Raw genomic sequence first — 16,684 nt, forward strand, 5'->3', positions numbered from 1 at the left:
CACCTATTTATATTCCTCACGCGTTGGACTAAAAACATCCATAAGTTTACAGGCTGTCAATGCTCGTCCACTATGTTTTTGATGTGGTGCAATGACCACAATATCTCCAGAAAAATAGGTCTTGGTTTCCCCGTCCAGGGTAAACTCAAATTCGCCTTCAAGAACGTGCATAATCTGTTCGTTCATATGGGAGTGTTCAGGTACTTCAGCATCTTTTTCCACGTCCCAAAAGGCAATGCTCATATTTGTGGCATGTACAAGCCTGCCATGGTAGCCCGGCATAATTTCTTTTGAAGGTAGGGAGGAGAGTTTAAAATCCATAGTGTTCTATTTCTCCCGAAGGTAAAAATAAACCGCTTAACAAGGAAGGAATTTGTGATGCCCAATGTGATAACTATCTTTACATCAGAACTTGATTTAATGAACATACATTTTATTGCAATTGGGGGTAGTGCGATGCATAATTTAGCGCTGGCCCTAGAACATAAGGGATATACGATTACCGGAAGTGATGATGTTATTTTTGAACCTTCCAAATCCCGATTAGCCGCCAAAGGCCTCTTACCGGAAACTTTTGGCTGGTATCCTGAAAAAATACATGAGGGCTTGGATGCCATTGTTTTAGGAATGCATGCAAAAGCAGATAATCCAGAACTGTTGAAGGCACAAGAATTGGGCCTTACCATCTATTCCTATCCGGAATTTCTCTATGAACAATCCAAGGATAAAACGAGGGTGGTTATTGGTGGAAGTCATGGTAAAACCACCATCACCTCTATGATTTTACATGTGCTGAATTACCACAACATAAAAGTGGATTATATGGTGGGCGCTCAATTGGAGGGCTTTGACAGGATGGTGCATCTAACCGAGGACAACGATTTTATTGTTTTGGAGGGAGACGAGTATTTGTCCTCCCCAATTGATAGACGACCCAAATTTCATTTGTACAAACCAAATATTGCGCTGTTAAGTGGTATTGCCTGGGATCACATTAATGTATTTCCAACTTTCGAAAACTACGTGGAACAGTTCCAAATTTTTGTGGATAGTATCGTAAATGGAGGAAGTATAACATACAATGAGGAAGACCCTGAGGTCAAACGTGTAGTGGAAGCTTCTGAAAATACCATAAGAAAATTAGCTTATTCAACTCCCGCATATAAGGTGTTGGATGGGCAAACGTTTTTGGAGACTCCTGAAGGTCCTATGCCGATTGAAGTCTTTGGGGAGCACAATCTAAGTAATTTGTCCGGTGCCAAATGGATATGTCAGCATATGGGGGTGGACGAAGAAGACTTTTATGAGGCTATCGCCACGTTCAAGGGCGCTTCTAAACGCTTGGAGAAAATCGCAGAGGGTAAAACAAGTGTGGCCTATAAGGACTTTGCCCACTCACCGAGTAAAGTCGCAGCAACTACTAGGGCGGTTAAAGAACAATATCCGGATAGAAAACTGGTGGCCTGTTTAGAATTACACACGTACAGCAGTTTTAATCCTGAGTTCCTAAAGGAATATAAGGGAGCTTTGGATTTCGCGGACGAAGCGGTCATATTTTACCTGCCGGAATCGGTTGCCATTAAAAAATTAGCAGCGGTTACTCCATCTCAAATTGCTGAAGCTTTTAAGAGGGAGGATTTAATAATCTTTACCGATGCGAATTCCTTTCATGCCTATTTAAACGGAAAAGATTATGAGGATACAACGCTACTGCTTATGAGTTCCGGGAACTACGGGGGATTTAATTTGGATACTCTAAACGGGTTATTGAAATAACAAAACTGCAAATTAATCTTCCATCATAAAAATCATACTCCAAATTGGGTCAAATGGTGATTCAAATGTTTGTATTGCAGTTGTCCCCACTGGTCCTTGGTAAAGGTTCCAAAAGTAGGATGTGGATACCATACTTCGCGCCCTTGCAATGAATGAAATTCGTTTATGAGGGACTTAAGTTTGTCACGCTCCTCTTTAAAGTTCTTGGGTTCTCGAGCTTTAAGTTGGGGAGAAGTAGGCAGATTTCTTCTCCACGGCTTATCGTCGTACAGCGATTTCTTGAAAAATAACTTAATGAACCAATTCCCCCTGGACGTATTTTTTTTGTTGGTAATGGCCAACTTTAGGGGGTATTGACAGTGCCAACACATCTGCCCTACAGTCATTTTACCCCAGAGGCGTTCGGAATTCTCGTTCAACTTGTCCAGTCTGTTTATTATTTCAGTGTGGGTATCGCCGTTTAGGAGTGATTGCACAGGTCTATTTTTTAGTTGATTTTGAATTTACAATAAAATAATTACTTCAGTATCTTTAGCGCATGCAAGAAAGGGCGAAATCTTTTTCCATTAAAAACTGGTCCGATGACGATAAACCAAGGGAAAAACTCATTTCTAAAGGGCGTGCCGTTCTTTCAGACGCCGAACTTATTGCTATTTTAATTGGCTCAGGTAGTAGATCTGAAAGTGCCGTGGAGCTTTCCAAGCGTATTTTGGCGTCAACCGAAAATAGCCTGAACGAATTGGGAAGGTTATCCGTAAAACAATTAATGAAGTTTAAAGGTATAGGCGAAGCGAAAGCGGTAACTATTGCCGCGGCATTGGAAATAGGAAGAAGGAGAAGAGGAGAGGAGTCCGTAAAAATTGAAGCCATTGGTAGTAGTAGAGATGCTTATGAACTTTTACAACCGCTTATGGGTGATTTGGAGCATGAGGAGTTTTGGATCTTATACCTGAACAACTCCAATAAGGTCCTGCACAAGGCGCAACTAAGCAAAGGTGGAATAACAGGAACGTTGGTTGATGTTAGGATTATTATGCGACAGGCACTGGAGTTGGGAGCAATAGCGTTAATTTTGGCCCATAATCACCCTTCCGGGACATTGAAGCCCAGCAATGCGGATAAGCAAATAACTCAAAAAATTAAGGCAGGCGGAGAGGCTTTAGATATAAAGGTTCTAGATCATCTGATCATTACCCAAAAGAATTATTTTAGTTTCGCCGACGATAAGATATTGTAAATGTTATTAATTTATACCCATAAGATTACTCCTCGCTTCAGTTATATCATGAAGCAATTATTTGAAAGGACACTGGGTGTTGAAATTGGTTACGCTACAAAAGTCGAGGATTTTATAAAGCACTCCGGCCCCAAGATGACTTATACCAAACAACCGCTTCAGAACGAGTTCTTTGTTAAAAGTAATGATCTTTTGTTCGAACAGGGAATCAACGATGTTCCAATATCGGTTATGGATTGGGATGATACGCCGTGTTTTTTTGGTACGGATGAGCGTAGTAATGTTCCCTTTGATGTCTTTGCGGCCAGCTTTTATTTATTGAGCAGGTATGAGGAGTATCTCCCCCACGTCAAGGATATTCATGGAAGATTTTCACCTAAGGACAGTTTGGCCTACCAAAATAATTTTCTTCATAAACCTGTAGTGGATATTTGGGCGTTTAAGCTATTGGCTCAACTCCAAGAACGTTTCCCAGAGCTAGAAGGAGGAAAAAGGAATTACGAATACGTGTCCCTTCTAGATGTGACGACTTCACACTGTTATTCCCATAGGGGAGTAGTACGCGGAATATCAGGATTGGCTTTGGACTTGGGCACTCTTAAATTGAGAAGAGTAATTGAAAGACTTGCGGTATGGCTGAAATTGAGAAAAGATCCCTATGATAATTTTTCGGAATTAATTAACTGGCACAGGGAATATGGCGTAAAAAGTATTTTCTTTTTTCAGTTTGCTGATTATTCGAAATACGATAAAAACGTCTCCATTAACAACAATAATTTTAAGTCGCTCATCAAATACATAGCGGATTACAGTACGGTGGCTCTGGCAGCTTCCTATACTTCCTTTAATAATGAGGAGGTGTTAAAGAAAGAGAAAAATAATCTGGAAGGTGTTATCAACAGGGCCGTGACTTCCTCCCGCATGCGGTACAACAGGGTTGACGTTCCAGATACCTACAGGAGACTCCTGGCGGCCGAATTTACGGATGATTACACCATGGGCTATTCCCATGAAATCGGTTTTAGGGCTGGTACTTGTACTTCGTTCGCCTTCTATGATATCCCATTGGAAATACAGCAGCCCATTAAGGTCCATCCGTATGCCGTACATGATTATGCCCTATCCACGTTAAAACGTGAAGGAGAAGTTTCTTTGCGCTTAAACTTGGTCTATGACGAGGTGAAAAATGTGAATGGAGGTTTCAGAACCGTTTTTTCCAATGAATTGCTGGGGAGTTCGGAGCGGCTGGAATGGAAAACGATTTATAAAGCTGTTTTAAACAATTATCATGTATAAAGAGTTCGTTACCGATGTTTTTTTTGATTTAGATCATACACTTTGGGATTTTGAAAAAAACTCCGCCCTTACCTTCGAAAAGATTTTGGTGGAGCACAAAATAGATATCGATTTGGCTAAGTTCCTTGATGTTTATGTGCCGGCTAATCTAGTTTACTGGAAATTGTACCGAGAAGAAAAGATATCGAAGGAAGACTTAAGGTACCAGCGTTTAAAGACTGTTTTTGATACTTTGAGTTATGAGGTTTCCGACGATATGATTTTTAGTTTATCAGAAGAATATATCTATCATTTATCTTCGCACAACAACTTGTTTCCCAATACTATAGAAGTTTTGGAATATTTAAAGCTAAACTATCGGCTCCACATCATCACTAACGGATTTCAAGAAATACAGGATAAGAAACTGAAGAATTCAGGAATTTATTCATTTTTTGATGAAGTGATTAATTCGGAAATGGCCGGAGTCAAAAAGCCGAATCCGATAATTTTTGAACTTGCACTTGAAAAGGCCAATGTTGCCCCTAAAAAGTCCATTATGATTGGCGATAGTCTTGAAGCCGATATCCTTGGGGCAATGGGTGTAGGTCTTCATGCCATTCATTTCAATGCCCATAACGAACCAGAACATCAGCATTGTCCTATGATTCAGGATCTTTGGGAAATAAAAAGTTATTTGTAGAGTTATAATTAATACAGCTCTTTAAGCTGTGTTAGTTAACGGTAATGAAAGGATTAAGGATAGTCGTTTTACTTTTTTTGTTTATCACTTCATGCACGGACAAGCAGGACTTTGGTCAGTATGATGATTTGACGATTACACCCACTTACGAAACAAGTATTTTTTACGTAAAAGCCCAAGAAAGTATCATCAACAGGGTGGTGGGGCTAAGTTTCTTTTCCCAGAATTTTAATTTTGATGCGTTTGAAGAAAAATTCTTTGCTGATCGGGTCTTGGATGGTGTTATTACGTACGAGCTAGAGAACACGACCAGCAAGGATATTGAGGTTTCCATAGAATTTTTGGACGAGGACAATAATGTTTTGGATATCGAATTTTTTCAGATGAGCCCAGCACCTACCGCAATACTCATTCGGGAAGTTGCCTATGGTACCACTGGTAAGAGTTTGGATGTTTTAAGAAATACTTCTAATATTAGACTTAGCGCAAGAAATCTAGGGGATAACAGTAGTACCTCGAACCTACCGGACGCCGCTATCATTTTGAGGTCCGCCGGTAAATTTAGGCTCAGATTAAAATGAGAGTTTCGTCTGGCTGTCTTTTTATAATGCTTTTCTGCTGTGCTTTATTACGAGGGCAAAATAAGCAGTTGCTTTATGATTTTTCCGAAATTCCACAATCCTTGATCATTAATCCTGGTGTGGAGACTGATTTTCAATGGTATGCAGGTATTCCCGTACTATCAGGACTTTCTGCCCACGCAGGTTCAAATGGAATTTCTGTGAACGATATTTTTGCCGACGACGGTCTGGATATTAATGTTAAGGTAAGGGAACGGATGGTTGCCGGACTTTCCACACGTGATGAGTTCATGGGTAATGTTAGTTTAGAACTCCTGAGTGGAGGCTACCGAAGTGAAAATCCAAATATCTTTTACTCCTTTGGAGCTTATTTGGAGCTGGATAATATTACTTATTGGCCCCAAGATTATGCCTACCTGGCATTTGAAGGAAATTCGGACCAACTGGATAGAAGATTTGATTTGGGCGATTTGAAATCTCGGGGGTCCATGGTCAACGTCTTTCATTTCGGTATAAATAAGAAAATTGATGAAAATTTAACGGTTGGGGCAAGAGGCAAAATATATTCTTCGATTGCAGATTACAACTCTTCCACGAACAACGGATATCTTGTAAATACTCAGGGACAGAATAATCTGTTGGCTACTACAATTAGTGCAGATTTAAGACTAAGAAGTTCAGGTTTTGGAGAGCTGAGAAATGCGGAAAGAGATGAAACTTTAGGAGGTACTATTACAAAGAGAGCGCTTTTTGGCGGTGATTTAGGTTTAGGTTTCGATATGGGTTTCTCTTATCATTTAAACGATAGAACTGTCGTTACCGGTAGTTTACTTGACCTGGGCCTTATCTACCATTCAAGTGATGTTTACACGTACAGTCTGGAGGGAAGTGCTACCGTGGAGGGCATTGAAATTGATGTTCTGGAAGATTTCGCAAACTTGAATAGGGATTTTTGGCAGGATTTGGTAGATGAGGTAGAAGAGATTGTTCCTTTTGAAACCTCTTATAAGTCTTATATAACATTTCGACCTACAAAACTCAATGCGTCTTTACGCCATGATTTTGGTAAACCCATTGAAAATGGTTCTGGGATAGACTGTGATTGTACAGCGGGAAGTTCTAGAAATAGGCTTAGGGTAAAATATAGAAATTCGGTCGGTGGGCATTTATACGCCATTAATAGACCTAGGGGTCCGCAATTGGCATTGACCGGTTTTTATTTAAGAAGGTTCGGTAACTATATGGCGCTCAAAGCCAACTATACCGCAGATAAGTTCAGCTATACGAATTTGGGCCTTGGGTTGAATATTCAAGCGGGCCCGGTTAACTTTTATGTAATGGCGGATAATCTTTTATCCTATCAGAACATAGCTGCTACTAATTATGCCTCTTTTCAATTAGGATTAAATATCATATCTTGGGGAAGGAAATAATACCTTAAAGCCTCCATTTACATTATCTTTTAGCTTTTGGCACGCTTTTTTCATTTCTTTCTATACAATCCTAAAATTCAATTATTTTGAAAACAATAGTATTATCCTTTTTTATACTTTTTTCCTACTTAGGCTGGGGCCAGGGAAACTTGAACGATTATAAATATATCATTGTTCCCAAGAAGTTTGAGGGGTTCAGGAACGCCAACGAACATCAGACAAGCACTTTGATTAAGTACCTCTTTACTCAAAAAGGATTTACGGCGGTGTACGATGACGACCTGCCGGAAGACCTTAGGCAAAACAGGTGCTTAGGACTGGAGGCATCTTTAAAGGATGATTCCTCTATGTTCAGTACAAAAACAATTATTGCTTTGATAGATTGTAATGGGGATTCGGTTTATGAAACAAAACAGGGTATAAGTAGGATTAAGGAATATAAGCAATCCTATAACGAGGCTATTAATTTGGCTATGAATTCATTTAATAGCGCAAACTATAGCTATGTTGGAAAAACGGAGAATCCTAAACCTATCACCGTTAGTTTTAAGAACGATGTGAAGAAGTTGGAGGAGAAGACGCCCAATTTAAAAAAGACCGAAAAAACTTCTCCATCCAAAGAAGTAAGCGTTAAAGACTCGGCCAACAAAAAGCCAAAAAACGTTAATCCAATGGTAACGCAGCAGGCCACTACTGAAAATCAACTGTACGAAAGTAAGGAGCCTGTAGTTCTGGAGAAGGTTGAAGAAAGCGGGATAAAAAAACTCACGCCAAAGAGGATTGACCCAAACGATGTCTGGTATGCCCAGGAACTTCCAAATGGTTATCAACTGGTAGATAGTTCTCCAAAGATTAGAATGAGACTTTTAAAGAGTTCAAAGGATAATGTCTATATGGCACAATCGGATGATCATAATGGAATGGTGTATCAAAAAGAGGGGAAATGGATTTTTGAATATTATGAAGGGGACACCTTAGTGCATAAAGAATTGAAAATTAAGTTTTAAAAGTCATATTTGTCTTTCCATCTTTTTTTAAGAAAATCGCTCAACGCATTTTCCCTTTGATTTTTGCCCGGGACATAGAATGTAGTTCCTGAGAGTTCATCGGGTAAAAATTCAGTTGCCACAAAGTTATTTTCGTAGTTGTGTGCGTATTGATAATTGTCCCCGTAACCTAGGTCTTTCATAAGTTTAGTCGGGGCATTTCTTAGGGAAAGCGGTACGGAAAGATTGCCTGTTTGTTGAACGGCTTGTTGCGCCTTTCCGATGGCCATATAACTAGCATTGCTTTTGGCGGATGTTGCCAAATAGATGGCACACTGGCTCAATAGTATTCTCGCCTCTGGATATCCAATTGTAGTTACTGCTTGAAAAGTAGTATTTGCCATAACTAGAGCCGTTGGGTTGGCAAGGCCTATGTCCTCGGAAGCTGAAATGAGCATTCTCCTTGCAATAAATTTTACGTCCTCACCACCCTCTATCATACGCGCCAGCCAGTAGACGGCCGCATTGGGGTCACTACCGCGAATAGATTTTATAAATGCGGATATAATATCATAATGTTGTTCTCCCGTCTTGTCGTAAAGCACGATATTTTTTTGGGCTTTTTCCAGTACTAGCTCATCAGTGATGGTTATTTTTTCCGAGTCTTCGGAATTTACAACCAACTCGAAAATATTCAATAATTTTCTTCCATCACCTCCGGAAAGCCGCAGCAACGCTTCCGTTTCCTTAAGTTTAATTTTCTTGGATTTAAGAAAATCATCTTGCTGCATCGCACGTTTAAGCAATTTCTCCAAATCTTCTTTACCAAAAGCATTGAGTACATAGACCTGACATCTAGATAACAGGGCGGGTATCACTTCAAAGCTAGGATTTTCGGTTGTTGCACCAATTAAGGTTACCCAACCCTTTTCAACCGCTGCCAAGAGGGAATCTTGTTGTGATTTGCTAAAACGATGAATCTCGTCTATAAATAAAATTGGATTTTTAGAAGTAAAAAGCCCTCCGGCCTGTTTAGCCTTTTCAATTACCTCTCGTATATCTTTTACCCCACTATTAATGGCGCTTAGTACGTAGAAAGGACGTTTGCTTTCTTCGGCAATAATGTTTGCTAGCGTCGTTTTGCCCGTTCCTGGAGGTCCCCAGAGGATAAGGGAAGGAATTATTCCTTTCTTTATCTGATTGGTCAAAGAACCTTTTTCTCCCACTAGATGGTTTTGACTGATGTAGTCTTCCAAAGTCTTAGGGCGAATTCTTTCAGCTAAAGGTTCGTTCATGCTATAAAAATAGAATAAAGTTCTTGAAGTGCTATTTATATTGGTGCAATATCAATTCTTGTTTTTTGTTTGTATTTGTAAGGGTGACAATTTGCCCGATTTTGGAATTTGGCGAAGAAATTGATTAATTCCTCTTAATTTTAATACAATGCGGGAAAATTCAAATTTTAAATTTTCTAATCTGGTATTGATTGTTCCACTAGGAGCCGTTCTCATGATTTGGGGGGTCTATTGGTTGGAATTATTGAACAACATAAATTTGAACTCTTTTGGTATTTATCCAAGAACTTTATCAGGACTAAAAGGGATTGTACTAAGTCCTTTTATTCATGGTTCACTGAAACATCTATATAATAATACCATTCCGATTGCAGTTTTGCTCTCTGCTCTTTTCTATTTTTATAAGAGTAACGCTTGGAAAGTACTTTTGATTGGGGTGCTATTGTCAGGCCTAATAACCTGGGGAATAGGGAGAAGTTCTTATCATATAGGTGCAAGTGGTCTTATTTATGTTCTGGCCAGTTTCGTTTTTTTTAAGGGCGTATTTACTAAATACTATAGACTTATTGCTCTATCGTTGGTCGTTGTTTTCATCTACGGAAGTCTATTGTGGTATATTTTTCCAGTTAAGGAAGGAATATCGTGGGAAGGACACTTGGGAGGCTTTATTACCGGATTTATATTAGCCCTTGGTTTAAACGTTAGAGTTCCTACGTCTAAAGGTTTCGATTGGGAGAGAGAGGATTATGATGAAGAGGAAGATCCTTTTCTAAGGCATTTTGATGCTGACGGTAATTTCATCGAAACTGCTCCTAATGAGGAGATTGAAGAGAATGACACCATCAAAATTAACTATGAGTACAAAAAAGAATCGGGGGAGGGTTGAACAAATAAATTAAACCTTCATGCGTTGTCTTACGGATTCATATAAAAAAACTGCACAGGCTACCGAGACGTTTAAGGAACCTATCTCTCCAAGTAGGGGTATTTTAGCAGAATGGTCGGAAACTTTTAAGATTGATGGGGTAATCCCTCTGTCTTCGGACCCCATGACTATGGCCGTTGGTTTTGTGAACTCGATATCATAAACCGATGTCTTGGTTTTTTCAGTAGCTGATATAATTTGTATGCCTGACGCCTGTAGATAAAACACAGCATCCTTAAGGTGTTCTACTTTTGCAATTGGAACTTTAAATGCGGCACCGGCTGAGGTTTTAATCGTATCTGCGGTAACAGGTGCTGCTCCCTTTTTCTGAATGATAATGCCGTCCACGCCAGAACATTCCGCAGTTCGTATGATGGCTCCAAAATTGCGGACATCCGATAGCTGGTCCAAAAGCAAAAACAGTGCTGGCGTTTCTTTATTTTGAGACTTTTCCACCAACTCCTCCAAAGTATGAAAGGAAATAGGGGAGATGTTGGCTACGGCACCTTGATGGTTATTCTTGGTTAAGCGATTCAGTTTTTCTACGGGTACGTAAGAAATTGTAATCTCTTTTTTTCTTAATAGATTTTCCAAATCCCGTATCAAATCACCCTTAAGGCCTTTTTGCACAAAGACTTTATCAATTTCCTCGTTGGAATTAACAGCTTCTATGATGGCCCTTATACCGTAAATCTGGGTGGTTGTTTGCATGAAACAAAAGTAAACAAAAACCGCTCGGTAGTTACCGAGCGGTTTACAATTTTAATAGGTAAACGTATCTATTTATTTTCCTTTGAAGCGTAGTCGGAACTTATAGAATTTGCAAAATTCATGATTTCTAATAGCGAAGACTCTTTTTTAAGATTTAATCGCTTCTTTTTTATTAGTGCAGCAATCTGTATTCTCTCGTTTGTATCAAAGAGCTCCAAAATTTCAGATTTTTTTGAAGGAACATAACTAACTAAATTGGAGTTTGAATCTTTAAGGTAATATTCAGTAGCATTGGTAAAACGGGACGGAATATCACTTACCATAGAGTTTTCAGCGGGCTTGCCCTCAACGAAATTTATCATGTAACGTTGATAGAGATTATAGTTAGGACCCGATAGCACTGAAACTAAATAATCTTGTGTCACCTTACCTTTCTCATCTACAAATGAGGAATATTCAATTACTTTATCATTAAAAACAACCTTAATATTTTCATCTTTTCTGAGCGCTTTGTATTGCTCTTCTGCCAAATCGGTCTTTTTAATTTCTATTTCTTGATTAAAGGCATTGTACCGCGAATAAAAGGAACCTAGTAATTGGTCGTTAACGTAAATAGTGCTTTTTTCAAAATTATCGACCAGAAATGGAGAACCTTTTATATTTTGGGCAGCTATACTTTGAGCACTAGCAGTAACATCTAAATTTGAATATAATAGGTTATGCATAGATTGGCCCGAATTGGTAAAAAGAGCTTGCATGTCACCACAGGTGGTTGCTTGTGATGCAATATCACTTGTACTTTGTGAAACTTGGGCAAAAGTAATACCCCCGGTTAAGGAAAGCAGTAAGCATCCTAGTAATAAGTTGTTTTTCATAGCTTATATTTTAGCGATTATTTAATTCTTCTTGAAGATAAGAAAAAATAATGGATAATACGCTGAATGTCAAATTCCTACGTAAACAAATGACAAATTCTAAAAATCGCCTGAGGGAAATTATATAAAAGACTTATTAATCAGCTATAAATTGGAGAATCTTTACCAAGTCTGTTTCGTTCTCCAAATCCAAATCATTGCTTTTCATGAATTCTTTTAATACTTTGGAATTATCTACGTAGAATTCTTTTAGAAATTTGTTCGTCTTTAGAGGAATTTCAACAATTTGGTTTCCCTCCTTTTCTTGATAGTAGTAGGCTACATAGTCCGTAAATCTACTCGGAATTGGACTTACCATGGAGTTTGCAGCGGGTTTTGGTTCGCTGAATTTCTTATAGAGCCTTTTATACAAAATATACTTTTCTCCCTCATCCAATACGTATAGATAGCCCTCGTTCGATTTATTTTTATCGTCTAAAAAGGTTCTAAATACTATTTCACCGTTCTCCGTTACCATTTTAACCTCTTCATTTTTGATAAGGGCCAAGGGCTTCTCTTCGTCCAGGGCTGTTTTTTTTAACTCAATCTCGTCGTTATAGGCATTTAGACGATAATGGACGTCCCCAAGTTTCTCATCGTTATAAAATACTTGACCGGGTTGAAAATCATCGTTTGCATAAGCTGAACCAACTTCCGCCCCAACATAATGGCGTACGATGCCGTCGTCATCCTTTACCAGAGCATTGAGAATATCCATCATTGGGGTTCTTTTTTGAAAAAAGTTAGCTAATGGACTACCTTCCACTTGTGCGTTGCTCAATGCGACTTGTACTTGTTCATTACTAGTATTTAAAACCTGTCCACTTAATGAAGAAATACCAAGCATGATCACCAACGTATGAAATAATGTTTTCATAGGTTCTTGTATTTTTTAATTGCAGAATAATATCAATATAAAATCAAAGCGTATTCATATATTTGAAAATTGTAATTAAATCATCTTCTCTGTTCAAGTCGAAATTTTCCTCTTTTAGATGTAATTTTAATCTCTCCCTTTTCATTTTGTCATCAACGAGCCTTAAAATGGCACTCTTTTTTGAGGATAAATAATCGATTCTATCAACCCCTACTTTTTGATAATAATATTCTTCAAAATGGGCAAATCTGCTGGGAATATCAGCAACCATTGAATTAGCGGCTGCTTTCCCTTCCGAATATTTTACGGCTAGCCTATGGTATAGTTTATATTTATCACCATCCACGATTTTCGACAGATAACCGTTTTTGGTTTCATCTTTTTTATTGATGTAGGTAGTAAATCGTAATTCTTTATTCAAATACTTAATACGTACATTTTTGTCTGCATACAGATTTTTTGGCTCTTCATCAGGTTCGTTGGTTTTTTTTATTTGGATATTACTATTAAGAGCGTTATATCTTACGAAAAAATCACCTTGTGCTTCCTCCCCGTAGAAGAGCTTACTTTTTATGAATTTATCGGTTGCATAGGGCGTACCTATGGTCTCACCAAGAAATTTAGTGGAGTTTGGATTAGATCTAATTTCCATCATAACTAAATTCAACTGGGGGCTACCGCCTTGAGCGGCTCCAAACATTCCCGCCTCTGTAGTAGGAGCAGTACTGAGATTTTGTGATATTAAAAAACTTGGAACAAATAGAAGTATTATTAAATAATAAGCGAGATTTTTCATTAAAGCGGTTATTTTAAGATGGAATCGAGTCTTTTACAGTTGTTAACAAGCAAAGTTTAAAATTATAAAAAAAAGGAATGACTATAAATATACTTTTTTGGAAATAGTAAATTTTGGGAATAAAAAAGACCGCCAAAAGGCGGTCTTTTAATAATGCTATAATTAGGGTTAGTCCTCTGGTTGACAAACTTTTATTGGTATAACACCAACGTTCGGATTAGGACCATCCGCAAAGGCATCTAGACCGTTTGGATCTACTATGGTATAAGAATGTTCTTCCTCAAAACTACCATCTACATAGGTTAGTATTAACGAACCGGCTCCTTCGGGAACCGTGAAACTAGTTGTTCCGCTAGATCCGCTTTCTAAAGTGTAATCAGTAGAGCTACCATCTATATCAACTGAGATGAAAGCACCATCCCATCCATCTCCAAAACTATCTTCGAATTCGATGGTATATTCTCCAGGCACCGGTGTATCAAGGTTTAATTGAACACACTCCGTTGTTGGTATAACATCAAAATATTCCGTCCCTCCCTCATCTGTTGTAACGATACGGCCATCAGCTGTTATAATTTCATAACGTATTGAAAAGTCATCCCCTAGTGCTAATTGGTCAAGGGTAATACCTGTGCTAAGTACATCACCAGGAGTAGACGGAATAACATAGCTCAACGTTCTTGTCCCTGAATCATCTTCATCATCTGGATCAACTTCCAAAGTCAATGAGGCAATTTCAAACGTAGCGATTAGCGCTTCTGGCTGTGATAAGTTTGTTCCGTCTTCACCAATGGTTAAATCCCTAAAAGTTCTATAAATATTTAGAGTTTCTAGCAAATCACCACCTTCTCTATCATCTATGCTGATATTGACCGAGTAATCGTTGAGTATTTCTCCGGGAACGGTATTTACTTCTTTCGGAAAAACGCCTTTTTTGCCAAAAGTTATACCATCAGAGATTGTAAGAGCATAGGCAAATGGTGAGCTAAAAAATGAACCACCGGTTACTGTAACTGCCGCATCTGAAGCTTTGAAGGACCTTCCATCAGTAAAGAACAACTCTAAATTAATGGCTATTCTATCTCCCGGTAAAACCTCGGTTAAATCGATGCCCAATGCTGTAAGAGCCTCTGCCATCGTATAGGAGAAATCAGCCGTAGGTAATCCTCTTTCACCAATGGTAAAATCTGATGCTGTCAGCGTAGCAAAAGGCACTCCTAAATTAGTGTCATCACCTGTTGCTCCCTCTTTGTTGTTATCTACGAAATCTACCGTGATGTCCACCCTATCTATTAACTCACCGTTTTGATCATCCTGTTCTTCAACCGTCACCGCAAAGGTTCTATCTGTCCTAAACATATCAAAAGAGCCTGAAGAATCTAGTGTTCTTAAGACTGCTCCTGATGTATAAGTCTCCAGTACTTCGTCTAATACCTTATCATCACTATCACATGAAATGACAAGTGTAAGACAAGCTATAGCGTATATATGTAATTTTAGTTTTTTCATTGTCTCAATTTTTATTTTAGTTAGCTGGTGGAAAAGCAGGGGAAGCTGGATTTGTATCCCAGAATACCTGATCTGTTACACCGGATTTTTGCACAATAAATTGATTGTTACTGGAAGCATTTGCCGGATAAAAGAAAGACCTTATGAATGCTCCTGGGTTTGGTTCTAAACTTGGCTCAAGGTCGTCCGGATATCCTGTTCTTCTGTAGAAATTATATGCATCATGTCCGTTACCTTTTAAAGCGATAAAGAATTGCTCCGCCATGATGTTCCACTTGTCCGTCCCCTCGGCATCGTCATAAGCCGTGCCGATGTCCAGGATAAATTGGGTGATATCACCCGCAGTTGGCGCCTCCGAAAGGTCTGCACCCGGATCCACAGATCCAAAGCTCGCAACTTTGGCAATAGACTTTTGTATGCCCGAAATTATGAACGGCTTGGCAGCAACCGGATCACTTCCAAGTAAGAACTCGGCTCTCCAAAAATCTACTGTTGAAGCTAGTAGCATTGGCGTTATTCCAGCACCACCACCACCGGCACCTAATGAGATTTCTGAGAAGGAACTATCATCAAATTTACCAGCTATAGGATAAACACCAGCCGCAGTTCGTAATAGACCATCTGGCGGTATACCTTCGTCGTTGCCATGGTTTCTGCCCCAATACCCGTTCGGTAAAGAACAGTAGGCATAATTCCCATCTACGTACTGTTGTGGAGGAGTTGTCAAAGAACAAGCTAATGTCTCTTCATTAGGTGCTACACCAGGGGCGCCTGGGGTGGCGTTACTTTGCCTGTAGAAGAAATAGCGTATTCTAGGGTCATTTGATGTCAGCATCAAATCCATTAACCAAATGGATTGGTAATCGCCACCACCTTGATCTGTGTATCCTTGTGCATAATCTGGATGACGGGTATCTGGCTGCACAGCGTTGGATCCCCAAGTAAATTGGAAATCTTCGTCAGTACTCTGAATAAAGTTACCACTACTCACGATACTGTTAAAGGCCGAAGCATTCCCTGTATTGCGATATAATCTCATTTTTAGAGTATTCGCCGCTTTAATCCAAAGACTGGCATCACCGTCATAAAAGAAATCATTTTCAGGTAAAGCAGTAGAAGTGGCATTAAAATTAGCAATAGCCTGATCTAATAGGCCCAAAGTACTGTCGTAAATATCACCACCAGCATCAATATTAGGATTTAATATATCCGGAGCGGAAATAGCTTCCGAATAGGGTACTTCACCAAAATAATCTACCAACATGGTAATTGTATATGCCTCTATTACCTGACCCATGCCAATATGGTATCTTAAACCAGCTTCCTCAGCAAGAACGTTCATATCCCTAAGGTTTTTGATAGCTTCTTGATAAGATCTTTCCCACGTCAAATCAAAGAAAGACGGAGAATAAGCATTTTGATAATCTCGGGACGCCATATTTTCAATTCGAGTAACTTCGGCGCCAACTTCTGCCAGAACATGCACCGCTCTAGCGAATTGCTCTTGTGCTGCATTTAGGTAAAAGTCTGGATTTGCCTGACTAGGCGTTAGTGCATTTGGATCTGCATTCAAATCCAGTTCTGCCGATTCACAAGAGTTTAATATCACACTTGCTACGAAGAATGCAGTCACGTATTTAATTATTTTTTTCATTGTCATAATATT

17 protein-coding genes are annotated in these 16,684 nt (G+C 39.0%); 8 read left to right on the top strand and 9 right to left on the bottom strand.

Features of this window, described 5'->3' with window-relative positions; all coding sequences use genetic code 11:
* Positions 1–3 precede the first annotated feature (3 nt).
* Positions 4–321: a cupin domain-containing protein gene (locus N8A89_RS11680; protein WP_281542434.1), complete on the bottom strand. Its 318-nt coding sequence runs from the start codon at positions 319–321 to the stop codon at positions 4–6.
* Between the two features lie 99 nt (positions 322–420).
* On the opposite strand from N8A89_RS11680, the gene N8A89_RS11685 reads away from it, so the two are divergent.
* On the top strand, positions 421–1,776 hold the full coding sequence (locus tag N8A89_RS11685) for a UDP-N-acetylmuramate--L-alanine ligase (RefSeq protein ID WP_281542435.1): 1,356 nt from the start codon (positions 421–423) through the stop codon (positions 1,774–1,776).
* A 32-nt stretch (positions 1,777–1,808) separates the two neighbouring features.
* Here the strand turns inward: N8A89_RS11685 and N8A89_RS11690 are convergent, their stop codons facing one another.
* Complete coding sequence (locus N8A89_RS11690; RefSeq protein ID WP_289644353.1) at positions 1,809–2,252, bottom strand: DUF1569 domain-containing protein; 444 nt, start codon at positions 2,250–2,252, stop codon at positions 1,809–1,811.
* Positions 2,253–2,314: 62 nt separating this feature from the next.
* Between N8A89_RS11690 and radC the strand changes: the two genes are divergently transcribed.
* The 6 genes from radC (at position 2,315) to N8A89_RS11720 (ending at position 8,012) form a co-directional block, all read left to right on the top strand.
* On the top strand, positions 2,315–3,013 hold the full coding sequence (gene radC, locus N8A89_RS11695; protein ID WP_281542436.1) for a RadC family protein: 699 nt from the start codon (positions 2,315–2,317) through the stop codon (positions 3,011–3,013).
* Positions 3,014–4,309, top strand: coding sequence for a polysaccharide deacetylase family protein (locus tag N8A89_RS11700; protein WP_488251363.1), 1,296 nt, complete (start codon positions 3,014–3,016; stop codon positions 4,307–4,309).
* Positions 4,302–4,991 (top strand): YjjG family noncanonical pyrimidine nucleotidase, encoded by a 690-nt coding sequence (locus N8A89_RS11705; protein WP_281542438.1) that lies wholly within the window; start codon positions 4,302–4,304, stop codon positions 4,989–4,991. The genes N8A89_RS11700 and N8A89_RS11705 overlap by 8 nt, the downstream gene beginning before the upstream one ends.
* A gap of 44 nt (positions 4,992–5,035) precedes the next feature.
* Entirely contained in the window at positions 5,036–5,572 is a 537-nt protein-coding gene (locus N8A89_RS11710; RefSeq protein ID WP_281542439.1) for a hypothetical protein, read from the top strand.
* A 68-nt stretch (positions 5,573–5,640) separates the two neighbouring features.
* Entirely contained in the window at positions 5,641–7,005 is a 1,365-nt protein-coding gene (locus N8A89_RS11715) for a DUF5723 family protein (RefSeq protein ID WP_289644354.1), read from the top strand.
* Positions 7,006–7,091: 86 nt separating this feature from the next.
* Complete coding sequence (locus tag N8A89_RS11720; RefSeq protein ID WP_281542440.1) at positions 7,092–8,012, top strand: hypothetical protein; 921 nt, start codon at positions 7,092–7,094, stop codon at positions 8,010–8,012.
* Here the strand turns inward: N8A89_RS11720 and N8A89_RS11725 are convergent.
* Complete coding sequence (locus tag N8A89_RS11725; RefSeq protein ID WP_281542441.1) at positions 8,009–9,286, bottom strand: replication-associated recombination protein A; 1,278 nt, start codon at positions 9,284–9,286, stop codon at positions 8,009–8,011. The genes N8A89_RS11720 and N8A89_RS11725 overlap by 4 nt on opposite strands.
* A gap of 148 nt (positions 9,287–9,434) precedes the next feature.
* On the opposite strand from N8A89_RS11725, the gene N8A89_RS11730 reads away from it, so the two are divergent.
* Positions 9,435–10,172, top strand: coding sequence for a rhomboid family intramembrane serine protease (locus N8A89_RS11730; RefSeq protein WP_289644355.1), 738 nt, complete (start codon positions 9,435–9,437; stop codon positions 10,170–10,172).
* Between the two features lie 9 nt (positions 10,173–10,181).
* Here the strand turns inward: N8A89_RS11730 and rlmB are convergent, their stop codons facing one another.
* The 6 genes from rlmB to N8A89_RS11760 all read right to left on the bottom strand — a co-directional run bounded on the left by rlmB (position 10,182) and on the right by N8A89_RS11760 (position 16,672).
* A complete protein-coding gene (gene rlmB / locus N8A89_RS11735; protein ID WP_281542442.1) occupies positions 10,182–10,922 on the bottom strand; it encodes a 23S rRNA (guanosine(2251)-2'-O)-methyltransferase RlmB in 741 nt (246 codons plus the stop codon).
* A gap of 68 nt (positions 10,923–10,990) precedes the next feature.
* Positions 10,991–11,797, bottom strand: coding sequence for a hypothetical protein (locus tag N8A89_RS11740; RefSeq protein ID WP_281542443.1), 807 nt, complete (start codon positions 11,795–11,797; stop codon positions 10,991–10,993).
* A 136-nt stretch (positions 11,798–11,933) separates the two neighbouring features.
* A complete protein-coding gene (locus N8A89_RS11745; protein WP_289644356.1) occupies positions 11,934–12,713 on the bottom strand; it encodes a hypothetical protein in 780 nt (259 codons plus the stop codon).
* Between the two features lie 43 nt (positions 12,714–12,756).
* Entirely contained in the window at positions 12,757–13,509 is a 753-nt protein-coding gene (locus tag N8A89_RS11750; RefSeq protein ID WP_289644357.1) for a hypothetical protein, read from the bottom strand.
* 168 nt (positions 13,510–13,677) lie between these two features.
* Entirely contained in the window at positions 13,678–15,018 is a 1,341-nt protein-coding gene (locus tag N8A89_RS11755; protein ID WP_289644358.1) for a hypothetical protein, read from the bottom strand.
* 16 nt (positions 15,019–15,034) lie between these two features.
* The gene (locus N8A89_RS11760; protein WP_289644359.1) at positions 15,035–16,672 is read right to left on the bottom strand and encodes a SusD/RagB family nutrient-binding outer membrane lipoprotein; all 1,638 of its coding nucleotides are present in this window, start codon (positions 16,670–16,672) and stop codon (positions 15,035–15,037) included.
* Positions 16,673–16,684: the final 12 nt, after the last annotated feature.

This window comes from Maribacter aestuarii (assembly GCF_027474845.2).
In the GTDB taxonomy this organism is placed as follows: Bacteria; Bacteroidota; Bacteroidia; order Flavobacteriales; family Flavobacteriaceae; genus Maribacter; species Maribacter aestuarii.